Source organism: Pseudomonas sp. Tri1, from assembly GCF_017968885.1.
Classification (GTDB): domain Bacteria; phylum Pseudomonadota; class Gammaproteobacteria; order Pseudomonadales; family Pseudomonadaceae; genus Aquipseudomonas.
Window position 1 is genome coordinate 2,491,111 of sequence record NZ_CP072913.1, and the last position, 16,705, is coordinate 2,507,815.

The window sequence follows — 16,705 nt, forward strand, 5'->3', positions numbered from 1 at the left end:
AAGGGTTCGTCGGGTTGGTTCAGGGGATTAAAGAGGATTGGTTCGTGGATGATTGAACCAATTTTCGCCGCTTATGCAGGTTGTGCATCGATTCGTGCGTAGTGCGCCGGGGTGGTGCTTGGTATTGATCTGGGAAATTCTGTGTTCGGGCATAACATGCTGAAGAGGTGCACGTATGCCAACCACAACCCGTAAATACGACCTGCACTATCGGGACCTTGAAGGCGATATCGAGGCTGAGGTCGTGATCATCGGGGGGGGCTGTATCAACACGTTGCTGAACCTGCCCGAGCACAATGAGCGTGCCTGCAACCATTAAGGTTGTGCCGCCAGCTCATCAGCTTTGGGAATTCTCCGATGTCACAATCTGCAGCGGAATATGCACCCGGTGACGCACAGGATCGAACTGCTCCGCAGTCTGCAATTCCACCAGTAGATCCACCAGTGCCGTTGCAGTCTGGCGCGGCTGAGAGTCGATCACCACATCGACCAAACCCTGGGCCAGGGCTTGGCGTGACAGCTCGGTGGACTCCTGCAAAATGCAGCACAGCGCCGGGCGCTTGGGCAGTTGCGCCAGGGCGTTGATGATCCCGTCGCCACCGCCGCCTACCACGCACAGCCCGCGCAAATCGTCATGCCGAACCAGGAGGTCGAGGGTTGCTTCTTCGGTGATGTCGCAGTTGTCCAGATTGATCAGCGGCTCCAGCGGGCGCAGCCCAGGTGCGTGTTCGGCCAAGTAACTGTGCAAGCCTTCGACCCGCGCCTGGTGGCCAAGAAAGCGATGACCTCCGAGCAGAATGCCGATGCTGCCTTTGCGCGCGCCACAGGTGCGGGCCAGCAACCACCCCATCGTGCGCCCGACTACCTGATTGTCTTGGCCGACATAGGGCTCGGCCGCTGCCTCATGAATGCCTGACAGCAGTGCCACCACGGGCACGCCGGCCTCGCGAATCTGGGCAAGGGCGGCGTTGATCTGCGGGTGGGCGAAGCTGACCACCGCCAGGCCGTCGCACTGCACCGCCAACTGTTCGATCTGGGCAATGATGGCGCTGGGGGTGCGATCAAAAACGTATTCGAATTGGCAGGTCAGGTTGGCCCCGGCCTGGCGCTGCGCGGCCTGAGTGATGGCTTGGGCCAGGTTGGCGTAGAACGCCTGGGCGGTGCCCAGCAGCAGGATGCCGAAACGGTACGTGGGACGGCGTTCGAGAATGCGCTGGCCGATCAGCCGCGCAGCAAAATAACCCACGGCTTCGGCGGCCTGAAGCACCTGTTCGGCAGTGGCTGGATTAACCGGGGCGCGAGCGTTGAGCACGCGGTCGACGGTGGCGACACTTAACCCTGCGTGTTCGGCGACCGTGGCGATGGTGGGGCGTTTATTGTTATTCATGATGAGCCTTCAAAGCGTCTTGATAGAAAACTATCAAGCCCTGCAGGACCTGCATGATAGCTTGATAGGGAATGTATTCAAGACCTTGAGGGTAGCTCCCACGCTCTCTATATTTTTTTACGCAAAGCACCTGACCTCTCACGCTTGCGGAGAACAATAACAATGCCTCAAGACAACACAGCCTCTCCCCGGGACTATCGCCTGACCGGCCCTGAAGCCGCCCGCGCTGCCGAAAAAGGTCTTGTATCGGCCAATTGGCACCAGTCGCCCATTTCCCGTCAACGCATGAAGCAACTGATGCAGCGCCGCGACGGCCCGGCCTTGCTCGACACCGCCATCTGGCTGCTGACCCTGGTGGTCACCGGCTTCGGTGGCTACTGGTTCTGGGGCACTTGGGCTTGTGTGCCGTTTTTCCTTGCGTATGGGGTTTTGTACGCCACCGCCTCTAACCCGCGCTGGCATGAAGCCGGTCACGGCACCGCCTTCAAGACCCGCTGGATGAATGATGCGCTCTACCAGGTGGCGAGCTTCATGTGCATGTTCGAGCCCCATGTGTGGCGCTGGAGCCATGCCCGGCACCATACCGACACCATCGTCGTCGGCCGCGATCCGGAAATCGTCGAACCGCGTCCACCGAGCTTGTTCATGATGCTGCTGAGCCTGTTCCAGATCCCGTTGCTGCTGAAGACGATGGGAGGCCTGTGCCGGCACGCGGTTGGCAAAATGGATGCCCAGGAACAGACGTTCATCCCTGAGTCCGAATGGTCCAAGGTGTTCCTGGCGGCCCGTATCTGGCTCGTGATTTACGCCGTTGTCTTTGGCGCGGCGCTTTACCTGCACAGCTGGTTGCCGCTGATGTATATCGGCCTGCCCATCCTGTATGGCGGCTGGTTGTCCTACCTGTTTGGCCTCACCCAACATGTGGGCCTGGCGGAAGACGTGCTGGACCACCGCAGCAACTGCCGCACCATCTATATGAACCGGGTGCTGCGCTTTCTGTACATGAACATGAATTATCACCTTGAGCACCACATGTACCCGATGGTGCCGTACCACGCCCTGGCGCAACTCCATGAAGAGATCCGCCACGACTGCCCGCCGCCTTACGCCAACATAGGCGAGGCCTTCAAGGAAATCATTCCGACCCTCTTGAAGCAGCGTAAGGACCCGACGTATTTCGTGCGGCGCCCCGTCGGTAGCTCAAGGCCTGCCACCGACGCTCATCCACAGGCTGAAGCCACGCTGGGCTGACACCTTCCGGCTGTATCCCGAACAAGAGAAAACGCCATGAACGATCAATGGATCGATGTATGCGCCGTGGGCGAAATCAATGAAGAAGACGTCATTCGCTTCGACCACGGTCCGCACACCTATGCCGTCTACCGCTCTGCCGATAACGAGTTTTTCGCCACTGCTGGCCTGTGTACTCACGAGTCGATCCACCTGGCTGACGGCCTGGTGATGGACCACGTCATCGAGTGCCCCAAGCACAACGGTCGCTTTGACTATCGCAACGGCAAAGCCCTGGGGGCGCCAGTGTGCGTCAATCTCAAGACCTATCCGGTACGGGTCGACGGGGGGCGGGTTCTGCTCGCCATTTCGGCTTGACCGCCAGGAGTGCACGCCATGAATGCTCCACTGATTATCGTCGGCGCCGGCCATGCCGGTGGCCGCGCGGCGCTGACCTTGCGCGAGCAGGGTTATACCGGTCGGCTGATCCTGATCGGCGATGAACTCCATCGGCCGTACGAGCGTCCTGCGCTGTCCAAGGGCTTGCTGCAGGGCACGATGGACCTGGACGATTGCAGCCTGTGGGGGGAGAGCCGGCTCACGGAACTGAACATCGACCACTTGGCGGGCAACCCGGTAAAAAGTCTGGATCCGCAGCATCACCGCCTGCAATTGACCGACGGACGTTGGCTGTCCTACAGCCGATTACTGCTGGCGACCGGAGGCAGAGCGCGTCGCTTGCCCCAGGTGCCTGAGTCTCTGGCCAACGTGCTTTACCTGCGCACCCATGACGAAGCCCTGGCCCTGCGCAGCGCATTGAGGCCCGGCACGCGCCTGGTGATTGTCGGCGGTGGCTTTATCGGCCTCGAAGTCGCGGCAACGGCCCGAACCCTGGGCTGTCAGGTGACGTTGCTGGAAGCCGGGCCACGACTGGCCGGGCGAGTCTTGCCTGAAGCCGTATCCCAGGCCTTGTTGGAGTTGCATCGGCAACAGGGCGTGGACGTGCGGCTGAACGTAGCGCTTGAAATTGTACAAGGCATCGAACGCGCTGAGGCGGTGCAACTGGTGGACGGCCAGGTGCTGCCCTGTGACTGGGTGGTGGTCGGTATCGGCATGCAACCCAACATCGAATTGGCCGCGGCGGGGGGGCTTGAGGTGGGCCAGGGAATTCGAGTCGATGCCCAGTTGCGCACCAGCGCGCCAGACATCTTTGCCGCCGGCGATGTGTGTGAGTTTCGCCTGCACGCCGACGCGTTATTCCAGCGCCAGGAAACCTGGCGCAATGCCGAGACCCAGGGCCGTCACGCGGCGTTGAATCTGTTGGGCGGCGAGTTGCCGTTCGAGGGGGTTCCCGGCTTCTGGTCTGATCAGTACGACTGGGGCTTGCAGACGGTGGGCGTGATCTCACCGACACCACCTTCGGCCATTCGCGCCCTGGCAGACGGTGGTCTGCTGCTGTTCTACCTGGACACCGAGCAACGTTTGCAAGGCGCCTGCGGTTGGGGGCAGGGCAACAGCGTTGCCAAGGACATCAAGTTGTGTGAACGGCTGATTGCCAACTTGACCCCACTCTCTGTGGACGCATTGGCCGACGCCGATGTGTCGCTCAAACATCTGCTAAGGCCATGACATGCGTGAATTCCTGGTATTCCAGTCCCTGTGGGCCATGCAAGATCACCGTGGTCAATGCGATCTTTCCCTTGAGGCGCAGGTGGAGAAGATTGCCGCTGCTGGCTTCGATGGGATCACCGACCATTTCTGGATCGCGCCACAGGCCGAACGTCTGCATGCCGCTGCCAAGGCGCAAGGCCTGCAAATCGAAGGTCAACTGTTTCCCCGCACCGTGAGTGACTTGGCGCAAGCGCTTGAGGTTGCCTCCCGCTACGGCTGCCATCACCTCACGCTGCAAGCCGACGTCCGGCCGCGCACGCTGGCACAGGCGATCACACTGATCGAAGGCTGGCAGCGTCTGGCCGAGCAGGTGGACTTTCCGATCCTGCTGGAAACCCACCGCTATCGTCTCACCAGTGACCTGTTGTTCACCCTCGACTTGCTTGCGCAGATGCCCGACCTCAAATTGTTGGCTGACTTGTCCCATTACGTTGTGAGCCGCGAACTGCCTGAGTCGGCCACTGCCGAAGACGACGAACAGATTCACACCATCTTGCGACACAGTTGGGGTTTTCACGGGCGGGTCGCTAATAGTGAGCAGGTCCAGGTGCCCTTGACCTTCGCCCAGCATCGCCCTTGGTTGGACCGGTTTTTGGGCTGGTGGCGTTACGGAATCAAGGACTGGCTGGCGCGACCGAACACACCCGCGAGCCTGTCCTTCACTTGCGAGCTTGGCCCGCCACCCTATGCGATCACGGGCAGTGATGGGCGCGATATAACGGATCGCTGGGGCGAGGCGCTGATGCTGAAGGAACTGATGCGTGGTGTCTGGGGTGAGTGTCAGGCGGGGCGCTGATCATAATGCATGATGGTTGTGATGCTCTGTATACGTGGATAAAACCAGAGAGGTCCAGATTGGAAAACCGTTGTTGGGGGGGGCAAATCGCATAGTCCGAAGCCGCCTCTTATTGACCCTTGATACACCTCAAAAACAAGTCCGGGATTAAGTCTTTTCCTGCTTCGGCAAGAAAAGAAACCCCTTGGATTTCAATGGGTCGGACACTAGATAAGAGTCTCGTTTCCCGCTCCAGGATTCAGAAAAAAGCCACTCGGATGAGTGGCTTTTTTTGTGCCCTGTCTCGTCCTAAAACGTTTTTACACAGCCCCGGCCAGAAGCGGATGTTCCGAGGACTTGGCAGACCTTCCTTGAGGCTTGGAGGCATCTACGAAGCCAGGGGCGATGCAGTCTTGGGGGGAGTCCATATGTGCACTGGGGCAAGTTTTGAAGGCCGGAGGCACAAAGATCCAAATTGATACAACCCGCTAACTAGCGGAAGTCAGTGTCAATCTTTGGTTTCCCATCAAGCGGATCCGCCGCGCGCTGTGAAGTAGCGTGAGTTCCAAGAACTTGCCAGTCAAACCGTCACGTCGACCTTATTGGCGCCTACGGACATCTGGGTGACTGTTTCATGCGTCATCCGCTCGCCCTTGCTCCACAACTGGGAGGAGAAGAAGCCGTTCAGGGTCTCCGCGTTTGGGGTTGTTCCTTTTTTAAGGAATAGGGCACCCAGATCGATGGTGTTGGCGAAGTTGTCCTTGTTCAGAATGTACCCACCCGTAAAGTTGCCACCCCACGTAGCGTCGGCGGCCACCAGGGCGATGGAGGCGTCGCGGTAGCTGCTCGCTGCCGATTTCAATTCACTGGAAGCATTCAACCGCTCGTTCAGCCGATCCATGTCGGAAGCGCTGAGCTGGTGTGAACTGTCGAGAACCTTGAGGCTGCCATCCGCTTCGATGGTGAAGCCAAATTTTTTGTCGGCGAGATCCGGATCGGTGTGAGCCAACGCTGATTGGAACTCTTCGAAAGAGAGTTTCAGCGATTGATGGGCGCTTTTGTGCCTCTCGGCAATTTGCGGGTAATCCGGCGACTGGGTGCGCGCGATCATGCTCTCGATCGATTCCGTTTCCGGGCTCGGCGCGGGGGCTTCATTGATCGGATGGTAAATTGCCGCCGGATTGATGTTGACCGTGGTTTTCAGCAAGTCTTCACTGAGGGATTTGGTGGTCAATGGCTGGCTGGTTTGGCTCAGCTGAGCGGCTGATGGCCGGATAAATATGGAATTGATTGAAAGGGTCATGTCGTCATTCCTTGAACGTCTGAATTAGCAGGGTATCGACGGCCTATGAAAAAACATGAGGGTGGAAGGAAAGGTCCAGACGGATTGCATACGTGAAGCCTTGTTTTAAACGGTCAGTTCCAGCGCGGCGTTTTGGCAGCGATGAGCCGTTCAGCCAGCAGGATCGCACCCGCCAGCAACATCATCGGAATGTGCCAGGACCCGCTGACAAGCGGCACGACCATCCAGGCCCAGCACGAAACGATACAAAAGAGGCCGTGCGCCAGGCCTCGGACCAGGCAATCCCTGTTGGCAGCCCAGCCGAGCAGGCTTAGCCGCCCCATGTAGCTGTTGGGATCGGTGGGGGCCATGGCCATAATGGCTGAAAACGCCTGTTTGAGCAGATCGAGCTCGGCGCTGGACAGCGTGGTGATGTCCTTGCGGACCCTGGCGGTGGACGCGTCTGCGCTGAACAGTGACCGCGCAGCGAAGTCCGCTGCGTTGGCGCTGGCAGCGGGGACTCCTTTTGGGTAGCCGTTGTTCATCCAGTTGAGGAAGGTACCCACCCAGTCAGCGGGCCAGGGTCGGGTTGGCGGCATATTGCCCCCCGCCACTTGTTGGTAGATGTCGCTTGCGTGCTTCATCACCGCGTCGTAGCTGGCCAGGTCGAGGCCTTGCCTGGCCATGTGCGTCCGGTCTACTGAGGTGAACATGTCGCGGATCTGCCCGTACCAGGTAGGTTGGGCGACAGGCGCTGTGGTGGAGGTAGTGGTCATGCCCGACTCCTTGTCGTCAATAACGAACGTTGCAGTGGATTGGATCCTGGGTCGCCAGCATTGCTTGCTCGACATCCCTGTCGACCCGGTAGTGTCCAGACAAACAGTAGGGGATCTGCTGCGAGCGCACTCGCAGAGATAAGGGTTCCGATTGTCACAATGGGGGCGAGACAAAGCGCTGCATTCTTAAACGCACGTGTGGACATACCTGCTTCCTTTTATTTTTATTCGGGCGAGGCAGCTGAGTGTTGGCGCTCACCGAGTCAATTGGCGGGAGGCTTGGAGGTGAGGCTACGCGTGGCTAGATCCGCGAACAATTGCGCTTTGAGCGACCTGAGTGTTTGCGTTTTTCGACGAATGTTTAATCGAGAGAAGGCGTAGCGCAGCAAAGCGCCACTCGCTAGGCGATGCTGAGCATTGGTGCGCCCGTAGCCCAGTTCTATGCTGTGAGGATCTCGAATGATCAATGCCCACCGGAAATGCTCCGGTGGGTTTAGAGTTACCCAGCACGACCCTTCAGGGAATCAGTACGGTCTTGTCGCTGTTGCCACCCTCGACAGCCTTGTATTCGGCAATGCCATCGATCAGAGCCACTTCGCGAACACCCTCTGGCGCAGGCAGCACACCTTCATCGAAGTAATGGCCAAAGTCCTTGAGCATGGCTGCGCATTGCGTGGTGTCATACAGCAGGGAATTGACGCCCACCAGTACGCCACCCTTGCGGTACAGCGCCAATGCTGGGAAATTCACCATGCCGTCGACAGGGGCCGCGATGATCGCGATACGCCCGAAGTTCGCGAGTGCTGACACCGACGCCGGGAGCCAGAAGCCGGTGGTGTCGAAGACTACCTCGGCACCGCCTGGGAAAACCTCTGCGACCTGAGCGCCCAGCGATTGCGCCGAGTCGAGAACGATGCTCTGGTAGCCCTTGGCTTCAAGTGCAGCGGCTTGTTCTGGTCTGCGCACGGCGGCCAGCACGCGTGCTCCGCGGATCTTCGCCAGGGCCAATGCAGCGGTACCGACAGCGCCATTGGCACCAATGACCAGGAACGACGTGCCTTGCTTGATGCCAGTGCGCTCAACAGCGTCGTAGGCGGTCGTGAAGGGCACCCCGATGGCGGCTGCCTGGGCGAACGAGAGGCTTTTGGGCTTCAACGCCACGCCGGTTGCGGGCAGGGTGAAGAACTCGGCATGCGAGCCATCGCGCAGGAAGCCAGGGCCTTTGCCCGTGCCCCAGACTTCCTGACCGATCATGTCCGCAGGGCCTTGCTCAACAACGCCTGCAAAGTCCCGACCTGGTACGCGAGGCAGCGTGGTGTAGGGGAAGCGCCCAAGGACGTTCTTCACATCGCTCGGGTTGAGGCCTGCAGCTTTGACGCGAACCAGAATCTCATCGGTAGCCGGGGTAGGGGTAGGCAGATCGACCAGGCTCAGGTGATCGATACTGCCGGTAGCCGTGAACTGCAGAGCCTTCATGATGCGTTACCTCAAGTGGATGATGTGTCCCAGCTTAAGGTCGTCCGTCCTGCCGCACCTGCCAGATACTTACGCGTATCTGACAGTTTGGATTCATCTCTGCAGGTGACGGGAGGCGTAGACGGAAGGTACAACGCCTACCGAGCGGCGGAACATCTCGCTGAAGCTGCCCAAGTTGAAGCCGAGTTCGTCGGCAATGGCGCTGACGGCTGCACCATCGAGCAGACGGGCAGACGCGTAGGCGAGTTGCACCTGTCGCCTCCACTCGGTAAACCCCTGGCCCAGCTCCAGGTTGAACAGGCGGGTCAGTGTCCGTGTGCTGGCACCGATGGCTTGGGCATGCTGTTCGAACGAGATGCTCAGGGAGGGCGTTCGCAGGATGTTCTCGCATAGGTTGCGCAAACGTCGATCGCCATTGGCGGGCATGGGTACTTGCAGGGAGGCGGTGCGTGCTTGCCGCAGCTCGATTACCAGCAATCCATCCAGGGCATCTCGGTAGATCTCATCAGGTGTTGCCCCCACGCTGACACGACGCCTGATCAATTCACGCAATAATGGGCTGACCTCCACCACCGTAAGCTCGCTGCCGATTCGGACAGCCAGTTCTTCTCGCAGGTAGATATTGCGCATTTCCAGGTCGGAGACCACGCGAACTCCATGATGGATAAGCGGAGGAATCCAGACGGCGCGATGGGGCGGTACCAGCAGTGCGGCGTTCGGCGTGTCGACCCACATGAGCCCGCTCTCTGCATACAGCAGCTGCCCCCAATCATGCATGTGAGGCTCGATTGCCAGGCCTCGGGGATAGGTGCGGGCCAGGGGCTGGATCGGGTGTTCCGCGCTATCCAGGTCAGGGGGTACGGCAATTGCCATCACGAGCTTTCCAAAAAACGATGGTCATTGGCTATTCAGGATGAAGCATACCGCCGACACCGCGTAGCTGTCGTTGAGCGAAAGCCGAAGTGCTTACGGTACCGGACACCAACTTACCGGTTTCATCGCTTTCGACTGCCGCACGCGCGCGTGACACACAGGCCAGCGGTCTTGGGCTTAGACGATTTTTCTGTCACAGAGCGGAGGTCGAACACCATCACCTGTGCGTCGGCGGGAGCTGAAATCGCGAGCTTTCTGGCGTCAGCCAGCTTTAGCCCGTCACCTTGCGCAAGCCTTACGCCATTCACTTGGAGCCGACCATCAATCACGTGCACATAGACCTGTCGCCGGCTGCTGATTGGCAAGGTTACCGAGTCGCCGGCACCAAAGCGGCCTACGTAAATCTTCGCATCCTGACGCACCTTCAGCGAGCCGCTGGCTCCCTCTTTTGAGGCAATCAGCTGGAGCTTCCCGCGATGCTGATCGACTGAAAATTGCTTCTGCTGATAGCTGGGCTTGGTGCGGGAGGCCTGCGGTGTCAGCCAGATCTGCAAAAAGTGGACGGGCTGGGTGCTCGATGCGTTGAGCTCGCTATGTTCGATGCCTGATCCGGCACTGATGAGCTGAAACTCACCGACCTTGATCTTCGCACTGTTCCCCAGGGTATCCCGATGGGCCAGGGTTCCTTGCAGCACGTAGGTGAGGATCTCGACATCGCGGTGGCCATGCTGACTAAACCCTTTACCTGGAGCCACACGGTCGTCATTGATGACCCGAAGGTCGGAGAACCCCATTTCCTGCGGGTTTTTGTAGCCGCCGAAGGAGAACGAATGGCGGGATTTGAGCCAAGGCAAACGGGTGCTTCCGCGATCGCCCGCCTTGCGGATTTCTAACATGATGCGCTACCGAACTGCCTGCCAGGATATGAGTGCGAGGTAGCTTAATGGGATGGATCGATCGTGAATATGCCAAAAAATGAAGGTTAATGATCGAGCGTGTAGATCATTTCTTACCGCTATCTCAACCCGTACTTGGCACTCAATGGCGGACTGCCTGACTGGATGCAGTATCTCGGCGTTTTTTGATCCGAGATGGAAAACGAGGTCATGGGCTATCCAGATTACTGACCTCATGCCAATCTGATAAAGACCTCCGCCTGTATGAAACCAACGGGCAGATCTTTAAATTCCAGATAGCCTAGATTGGTTTGGACGTGTCCCTGTTCTTTGTAGAACTGTCGCCAGAAGCTTCAAGGTGCCAGAGCTCGATTTGCACGATTGAATGTAGAGGCAGTCAGCGGAAAAGCGAAGCCCGGCGGAGTGCCGGGCAACGAACAGAAAAGCCACCTCAGGCGATCTGACGCAGCCGACAAGCTCCTCACAAAACTTGATTTAACTGCGTCATGATTCGCCAACCGACCCTTGTCGTGGCCTGGATCGGTCAGTGAGACCTGTTTATCCGGCGAATCGAGTGCAGTCAGGTAACGGTCGATACTCGATTCAATTTCCTCCATTCGCCGCTGACGATACGGCCCGACTCAAACCAAGTCTTCTGGCTGCATCGTCAAGATAATTTTCCCAACGTTCTCGGACGACTCCATCCGGCGATGGGCATCGGCAGCATGTGACAGCGGGAAAGTTCTATCAACGACCGGCTCCAGGCTTCCAGCGCCATCGAATCGATCAAGCCAATGCTCGCGGAAGCGCTTAATCATGTCGTGCTTCTCTGGCTGCGTGCGGGACTTCATGACCGTGCCGATGATTTGCAAGTGACGGTAGAGGATGTGCTCCAACTCCACAGTCACCTTGCCGCCACCGCCGAGGATACCGACCTGGACCATGCGGCCACCGTGAGCAAGAGACGCGACGTTGCGTGCGAAGTAGGGTTCGCCAACAAAGTCGATAACGACATCGACACCCCGGCCATTCGTTTTATCGGCAATGGCTTCAGCGAAATCCTGTGTCTTGTAGTCAATAGCTACATCGGCTCCCAAATGCTCCACACGCGATAACTTGCTAGCCTCGGTTGTCGCATACACCGTGGCACCTGTGGCGTATGCCAATTGCACTGCGGCAGATCCTACGCCTCCAGCGGCAGCGTGAATCAATACTGAGTCGCCGGATTTCAGCCGAGCCAGGTGCATCATCGCTTCATGGGCAGTAACGAAGACCTCGGGAATTGCCGCCGCGTGGACATAGTCGAGCTGCGCAGGGATGTGCATGGCCATGCGGTAGTCGATGCGTGCCAGTTCGGCATAGGCGCCGCCTCCGACTACGCCCATCACTCGATCCCCCACCTCGAACCCCGTAACCGCGCTACCTTTCTCAATCACCTCACCAGCGATTTCCAACCCGATAATCAGCGAGTCACCGAAATTCGGATGGCCATATCCACCGGTTCGATGAGTCAGATCCGCACGGTTCACGCCCGCTGCATAGACACGCACTAGCAGGTCGGTAGGGCGTACTTCAGGAGTGGGAGCATCTGCGAGTTCCAGTACGTCCGCCGTGCCGAATTCTCTGATATTGATGGCTTTCATATTAGTTTTTCTCCGATTCGGTAAACGTTGCATTAGCAATAGCAGACGCTGTGATGGCAGCAGGGAAACCCACGTAAAACGCCAGGTGGGTTATCGCCGCCGCAATTTCGTCATGAGTAACCCCATTGCTCACCGCCCGCCGTAGGTGCGCAGGCAACTCTTCTGAGTGACCGCCGGCAATCAATGCGGCCACTGTGATCAGGCTGCGGTCACGGGGGGACAACGCTGGATCGCTCCATATCTGCGGATAGAGAGTTGAGTCGACGAATTGCGACAGTTTCGGGGTAAACGCTCGGGCCGCTTCGCGAGGACTGCTGAAATTGATATTGGACATGGGAAAGTTTCCTTAAACCTGACTGATAAATTTGTGGGTGAGATAGTGCTCAATGCCCTCAATGCCGCCTTCCGAGCCGTGGCCGCTTTCTTTCATTCCGCCGAAAGGCAGCTCGGTGGCGACGATGCGGTATTGGTTGATCCCGATCATCCCGGCCTCCAAACCGTCAGCAACGTCAATTGCAGTTCGAGCGCTGGAGGTGAACGCGTAGGCTGAAAGCCCGTAGGGCAAACGGTTGGCTTCTTTCAGACCATCAGTCAGCTCATCGAAAGGCATCAGCACGGCGATGGGCCCGAAGGGTTCTTCGTGCATGACGCGGGCGTTCATGGGGACATCTGCCAGAACGGTGGGCTGGAAGAAGAAGCCTTCACCTGGTAAGGCCTCGCCACCGACCAATACTCGTGCACCTTTCTCGACGGCATCGGCTATCAGCTCTTCCATCTTTGCCAGCTGCCTTGGGTTGGCGAGCGGCCCGACCTGAGTCTGCGGATGCAGGCCATCACCGATTCTCAGGGCTTTGGTTGCAGCGACAAAATGATCGACAAACCTCTGATATGCGCCACGCTGAATCAGAAAACGGGTGGATGAGATACATACCTGGCCAGTCCCGCGAAACCGGTTCGCGACACCCTCTACAGCGGCTTTTTCAATGTCTGCGTCTTCAAATACCAGCACGGGTCCGTGGCCACCCAGTTCAAGGGTAATTGGCTTGACGCCCTCGGCTGCTCGGGCTGACAGGAGTCTGCCAATGGGGACTGAGCCGGTAAATGTCACCTTACGAATGATTGATGAGGCGATCAGGTGGCTGGACACTTGATCCGGGACGCCAAAGACCACTTGCAATACACCTTTAGGCAATCCTGCATCGTCGAGGGCACGAGCTAGGGCCAGCGCCGTGGAGGGGCTTTCTTCGCCTGGCTTGAGAATGACACTGCAACCGGCGGCCAAAGCTGCCGAGAGCTTGCGAGCGGGAGTGATGGCCGGGAAATTCCAGGGTGTGAATGCAGCCACAGGGCCGATGGCCTGGCGTTTTACCAGTTGCAGCACGCCTGGACGGTTGGCGGGTACAACACGGCCATCGATACGACGGGCGCTTTCGGCGAACCACTCAAAGTACTCAGATGCGCGGGTAACTTCATCCATGCTTTCACCCAGCGGCTTGCCTTCTTCCAGAGTCATCTGCGCCGCAATGTGAGGTGCTCGTTCCAGGATCAGATCGGCGGCCCGTTTCAGGATTTTCGCGCGCTTGTCAGGTACGGTCTGGCGCCACTCTTCGAAGCTCAGTCGAGCCACCTCAAGGGCGTGATCAAGGTCGACTGCGGTGGCGAGGGGGACGAGTCCGATTTCACGTCCGGTTGCCGGGTTAACGACAGAGGCAGTATCGCGCCCTTCGGCACTGATCCATTCACCACCGATAAAAAGATAAAGCGGATCGTAGGAAGTGTTCATGATTTGGCCTTCAGTTGGTTGTCAGAGATTCGTATGAATATCGTCGCCTGAGTGGCTGTACCGCAGGGCCTGTTCAGGCGGCCTGTGCAACCAAGTCTATGGAAGGTGAGCCATTTGATTTAGTCGGCCAAAAGGGAATCATTGTTGTACCCAGAAGTAATATCGAGCACGGGGAGGAGCGTGTAGCATCTGGAAAACTCGCTCGTCATCACGGGTATTTGTCAGATCTACAGGAAGGTCGGGATGGATAAACTTTCGAACATGTCGGTGTACGTAAAGGTTGTCGAGATGGGCAGTTTCACTGCCGTGGCAAACCATCTGGACTCCACCGTAGGTAACGTATCGCGTGCTGTGTCTGCACTTGAAAACGTACTCGACGCCCGTCTGTTGCAACGCTCGACTCGGCGTCTCTCGGTGACCGATGCGGGCCGGCGGTTTTATGAGCGGTGCACGAAAATTTTGGCAGACCTCGAGAGTGCGGAAGCCGAAGCAAGCAATGCAGCCTTGAATCCCAGGGGGACTCTACGTGTGCACTGCGTACCCGGATTGGCGAGGCAACTGGTCACCGGCGCCGTGTTGGAGTATCGCAAGGAATTTCCGGATGTGACCGTGGATTTAATGCTTTCCCAACGAATGCCCAACCTGCTGGAAGATCAACTGGATGTCTCGATCCTGATTGCTCGAACGCTGCCGGATTCCGCGTATGTCAGTCAGAAGATTGGAGTCAGCCATTGTGTCTTGGTAGCGTCTCCAGACTATCTGAAGAGGCATGCGGCCCCGGTGACGCCAGAGGATCTCAGAGATCACCAATGCCTGCTGCTGGGTACTGTGGACTATGTGAGGGATGAGTGGCAGTTGAAGAGCAAGGCTGGTGACGCGAAATTTTCGCCCACGGGGCCAAGTTTCAGCGTAAATGATATGGACGCGATGGCGGTTGCCATACGGGGGGGCGCTGGGATCGGCTTGCTGGCTGGATTCACGGCCATCGACGACTTGCGCTCTGGGAAGTTGGTGCGGGTTTTGCCTGACTATCACACGTACGAGCGCAACGTTTATGCCGTCTATACCTCTCGACAGTTTGTCGACGCAAAGATAACTCGCTTTATTGATGTCTTAAAAGATCAGGTTGGCAGTCAGCTAGCAACCACCGTTAAAGAACTCATCGATTGAAAAATGACTAGGAATTTGGAAGAGGGCTTGGACGCTGGCGAGGTCGACGCGGCCATTGGCTATTTCCCTCGTCTGCTCAACACCTCGATCCGGCATCGGGCGCTGTACAGCCACTCTTTCGTGTGCATAGTGCGCAGCGATCATCCCACCATCGGCGACAGCATCAGCGCCGAGCAATACCAGGCCGCCGTGCATGTCGCCGTCCAGGCCGAGGGGCGCGGCATGGGTGTGCTGGAAAGGAGCTGGCCTCCCACGGCGTAACACGACGGGTGCGGTTCAGCCTGCCACGGTTCATGGGCGTGCCGTTCCTGGTGGTCGAGTCCGACATGATCGCCACCGTCCCACTGGCAGTCGGCCGGCGGTTCTCCGAAATGACCAATGTGCGCCTGGTCCCGCTGCCTTGGGCTATCTGCGGATATGACATACACCTGTATTGGCATACGCGCTTTCATCATGACCCGGCTAATCGTTGGTTGCGTCAGTCCTTCATTGAGTTGCTCGGTGACTTCTCTCCTAGCGAGCAGATGTCGATTTGATTCATTGATTAATGGTTAATTTAAATAACTGATGTTGTGATACACCGCATTTGACCCGTCGAAAATGTCGGGGCATTGAGACAATTCGTGAAGAACCTTTAAAAAGCACGTAAGCGCTCAACGGCGTGTCCCCCATTTTGGCTGACCTTTAATAGACCTGAGGCACGATGAGTTCCGGCGGCGTAGGGCTGCGGGAATAATCCTCCTGCCTGACGCGTTGCGGCAGTTCGATTACCGGCATTTCCACCTCTTCATAGGGCATCTGCCCGAGAAGGTGATGGATGCAGTTGAGCCTGGCTTTCTTTTTGTCATCAGCTTGTACCACCCACCACGGCGCTTCGGCGATGTGGGTGCGTTCAAGCATGATTTCCTTGGCCTTGGTGTAGGCTTCCCAACGCCGACGGGACTCCAGGTCCATGGGGCTGAGTTTCCACTGTTTGAGCGGATCATGGATGCGACTGAGAAAGCGCAGATGCTGTTCCTGGTCGGAAATGGAGAACCAGTATTTGATCAATTGGATACCGGAGCGGGCGAGCATACGTTCGAACTCCGGTACAGTACGGAAGAACTCCTCGTACTGATCTTCGTTGCAAAACCCCATCACTTGTTCCACACCCGCACGGTTGTACCAACTACGGTCAAACAGCACGATTTCGCCCGCCGCCGGCAGGTGCGAGACATAGCGCTGGAAGTACCATTGAGTACGTTCCCGGTCGTTGGGGGCGGGTAGGGCGGCGACCCTGCAGACCCTGGGATTCAGGCGTTGGGTGATACGTTTGATCACACCGCCCTTTCCGGCGGCATCCCGCCCTTCGAACAGGATCACGACTTTGTGGCCCGTCTTGACCACCCAGCTTTGCAGCTTTACCAGTTCGCCTTGCAGGCGAAACAGTTCGCTGAAATAAGTCCTTCGAGCATCCTTCTCAGTACCTTCCTTTACATGATCATCGAACAGCGCGTTCAGGTCATGACCGTCTTCGGATAATTCCAATTCCAGCTCTTCGTCACTGTGATCAAGCAGTTCACGGTGGATGCGCTGCATTAAGGTGGCTTCTCTGGGAGACATAGGAGGGAGGCTCGCGCGAGGGTGGATGGCAAAGTGTTAGGCGTAATTTGTTACGAACCAATTACATTAACTCCTGTGCTGGGCCACATAGAGAATGAGCGTGCTGTTGCCATTCAACTTTCATGAGAACGTAACAAAACT

At 57.8% G+C, this 16,705-nt stretch carries 18 protein-coding genes; 8 read left to right on the forward strand and 10 right to left on the reverse strand.

Annotated features, from left to right (window positions below; genetic code table 11):
* The first annotated feature begins 175 nt into the window (after positions 1-175).
* Entirely contained in the window at positions 176-319 is a 144-nt protein-coding gene (locus tag J9870_RS11070; RefSeq protein WP_210645478.1) for a hypothetical protein, read from the forward strand.
* Positions 320-337: 18 nt separating this feature from the next.
* Here the strand turns inward: J9870_RS11070 and J9870_RS11075 are convergent, their stop codons facing one another.
* Positions 338-1,387: a LacI family DNA-binding transcriptional regulator gene (locus J9870_RS11075; RefSeq protein WP_210643990.1), complete on the reverse strand. Its 1,050-nt coding sequence runs from the start codon at positions 1,385-1,387 to the stop codon at positions 338-340.
* A gap of 162 nt (positions 1,388-1,549) precedes the next feature.
* Here J9870_RS11075 and J9870_RS11080 point away from each other — a divergent pair, with 162 nt between their 5' ends.
* From J9870_RS11080 to J9870_RS11095, 4 genes are read left to right on the forward strand one after another with little or no spacing between them, the layout of a single operon-like run.
* Positions 1,550-2,638: a fatty acid desaturase family protein gene (locus J9870_RS11080; RefSeq protein ID WP_210643992.1), complete on the forward strand. Its 1,089-nt coding sequence runs from the start codon at positions 1,550-1,552 to the stop codon at positions 2,636-2,638.
* 36 nt (positions 2,639-2,674) lie between these two features.
* Entirely contained in the window at positions 2,675-2,995 is a 321-nt protein-coding gene (locus J9870_RS11085; protein ID WP_210643994.1) for a MocE family 2Fe-2S type ferredoxin, read from the forward strand.
* Between the two features lie 9 nt (positions 2,996-3,004).
* Positions 3,005-4,246: an FAD-dependent oxidoreductase gene (locus J9870_RS11090; RefSeq protein WP_210643996.1), complete on the forward strand. Its 1,242-nt coding sequence runs from the start codon at positions 3,005-3,007 to the stop codon at positions 4,244-4,246.
* A gap of 1 nt (position 4,247) precedes the next feature.
* Complete coding sequence (locus J9870_RS11095) at positions 4,248-5,084, forward strand: sugar phosphate isomerase/epimerase (protein ID WP_210643998.1); 837 nt, start codon at positions 4,248-4,250, stop codon at positions 5,082-5,084.
* 559 nt (positions 5,085-5,643) lie between these two features.
* Here J9870_RS11095 and J9870_RS11100 read toward each other — a convergent pair.
* The 8 genes from J9870_RS11100 to J9870_RS11135 all read right to left on the reverse strand — a co-directional run bounded on the left by J9870_RS11100 (position 5,644) and on the right by J9870_RS11135 (position 13,792).
* Positions 5,644-6,366, reverse strand: coding sequence for a hypothetical protein (locus tag J9870_RS11100; protein ID WP_210644000.1), 723 nt, complete (start codon positions 6,364-6,366; stop codon positions 5,644-5,646).
* 113 nt (positions 6,367-6,479) lie between these two features.
* On the reverse strand, positions 6,480-7,121 hold the full coding sequence (locus tag J9870_RS29470; protein WP_246883100.1) for a DUF2182 domain-containing protein: 642 nt from the start codon (positions 7,119-7,121) through the stop codon (positions 6,480-6,482).
* A 516-nt stretch (positions 7,122-7,637) separates the two neighbouring features.
* Complete coding sequence (locus J9870_RS11110; RefSeq protein WP_210644001.1) at positions 7,638-8,597, reverse strand: zinc-binding alcohol dehydrogenase family protein; 960 nt, start codon at positions 8,595-8,597, stop codon at positions 7,638-7,640.
* Positions 8,598-8,690: 93 nt separating this feature from the next.
* Positions 8,691-9,470, reverse strand: coding sequence for a helix-turn-helix transcriptional regulator (locus tag J9870_RS11115; protein WP_210644003.1), 780 nt, complete (start codon positions 9,468-9,470; stop codon positions 8,691-8,693).
* 122 nt (positions 9,471-9,592) lie between these two features.
* Positions 9,593-10,366: a pirin family protein gene (locus tag J9870_RS11120; protein WP_210644005.1), complete on the reverse strand. Its 774-nt coding sequence runs from the start codon at positions 10,364-10,366 to the stop codon at positions 9,593-9,595.
* A 641-nt stretch (positions 10,367-11,007) separates the two neighbouring features.
* Positions 11,008-12,009 (reverse strand): NAD(P)H-quinone oxidoreductase, encoded by a 1,002-nt coding sequence (locus J9870_RS11125; protein ID WP_210644007.1) that lies wholly within the window; start codon positions 12,007-12,009, stop codon positions 11,008-11,010.
* A gap of 1 nt (position 12,010) precedes the next feature.
* The gene (locus tag J9870_RS11130) at positions 12,011-12,343 is read right to left on the reverse strand and encodes a carboxymuconolactone decarboxylase family protein (RefSeq protein ID WP_210644009.1); all 333 of its coding nucleotides are present in this window, start codon (positions 12,341-12,343) and stop codon (positions 12,011-12,013) included.
* A gap of 12 nt (positions 12,344-12,355) precedes the next feature.
* Positions 12,356-13,792, reverse strand: a complete 1,437-nt coding sequence (locus J9870_RS11135; RefSeq protein ID WP_134923778.1) for an NAD-dependent succinate-semialdehyde dehydrogenase — start codon at positions 13,790-13,792, stop codon at positions 12,356-12,358.
* 243 nt (positions 13,793-14,035) lie between these two features.
* On the opposite strand from J9870_RS11135, the gene J9870_RS11140 reads away from it, so the two are divergent.
* The 3 genes from J9870_RS11140 to J9870_RS29690 are packed head-to-tail and all read left to right on the forward strand — an operon-like array spanning position 14,036 to position 15,498.
* The gene (locus tag J9870_RS11140) at positions 14,036-14,962 is read left to right on the forward strand and encodes a LysR family transcriptional regulator (RefSeq protein WP_210644011.1); all 927 of its coding nucleotides are present in this window, start codon (positions 14,036-14,038) and stop codon (positions 14,960-14,962) included.
* A 3-nt stretch (positions 14,963-14,965) separates the two neighbouring features.
* Positions 14,966-15,223: a LysR substrate-binding domain-containing protein gene (locus J9870_RS29685; protein ID WP_210644013.1), complete on the forward strand. Its 258-nt coding sequence runs from the start codon at positions 14,966-14,968 to the stop codon at positions 15,221-15,223.
* Positions 15,224-15,231: 8 nt separating this feature from the next.
* The gene (locus tag J9870_RS29690) at positions 15,232-15,498 is read left to right on the forward strand and encodes a hypothetical protein (protein ID WP_210644015.1); all 267 of its coding nucleotides are present in this window, start codon (positions 15,232-15,234) and stop codon (positions 15,496-15,498) included.
* 148 nt (positions 15,499-15,646) lie between these two features.
* Here J9870_RS29690 and ppk2 read toward each other — a convergent pair whose 3' ends face one another.
* Entirely contained in the window at positions 15,647-16,540 is an 894-nt protein-coding gene (gene ppk2, locus J9870_RS11155) for a polyphosphate kinase 2 (protein ID WP_210644017.1), read from the reverse strand.
* Between the last annotated feature and the right edge of the window lie 165 nt (positions 16,541-16,705).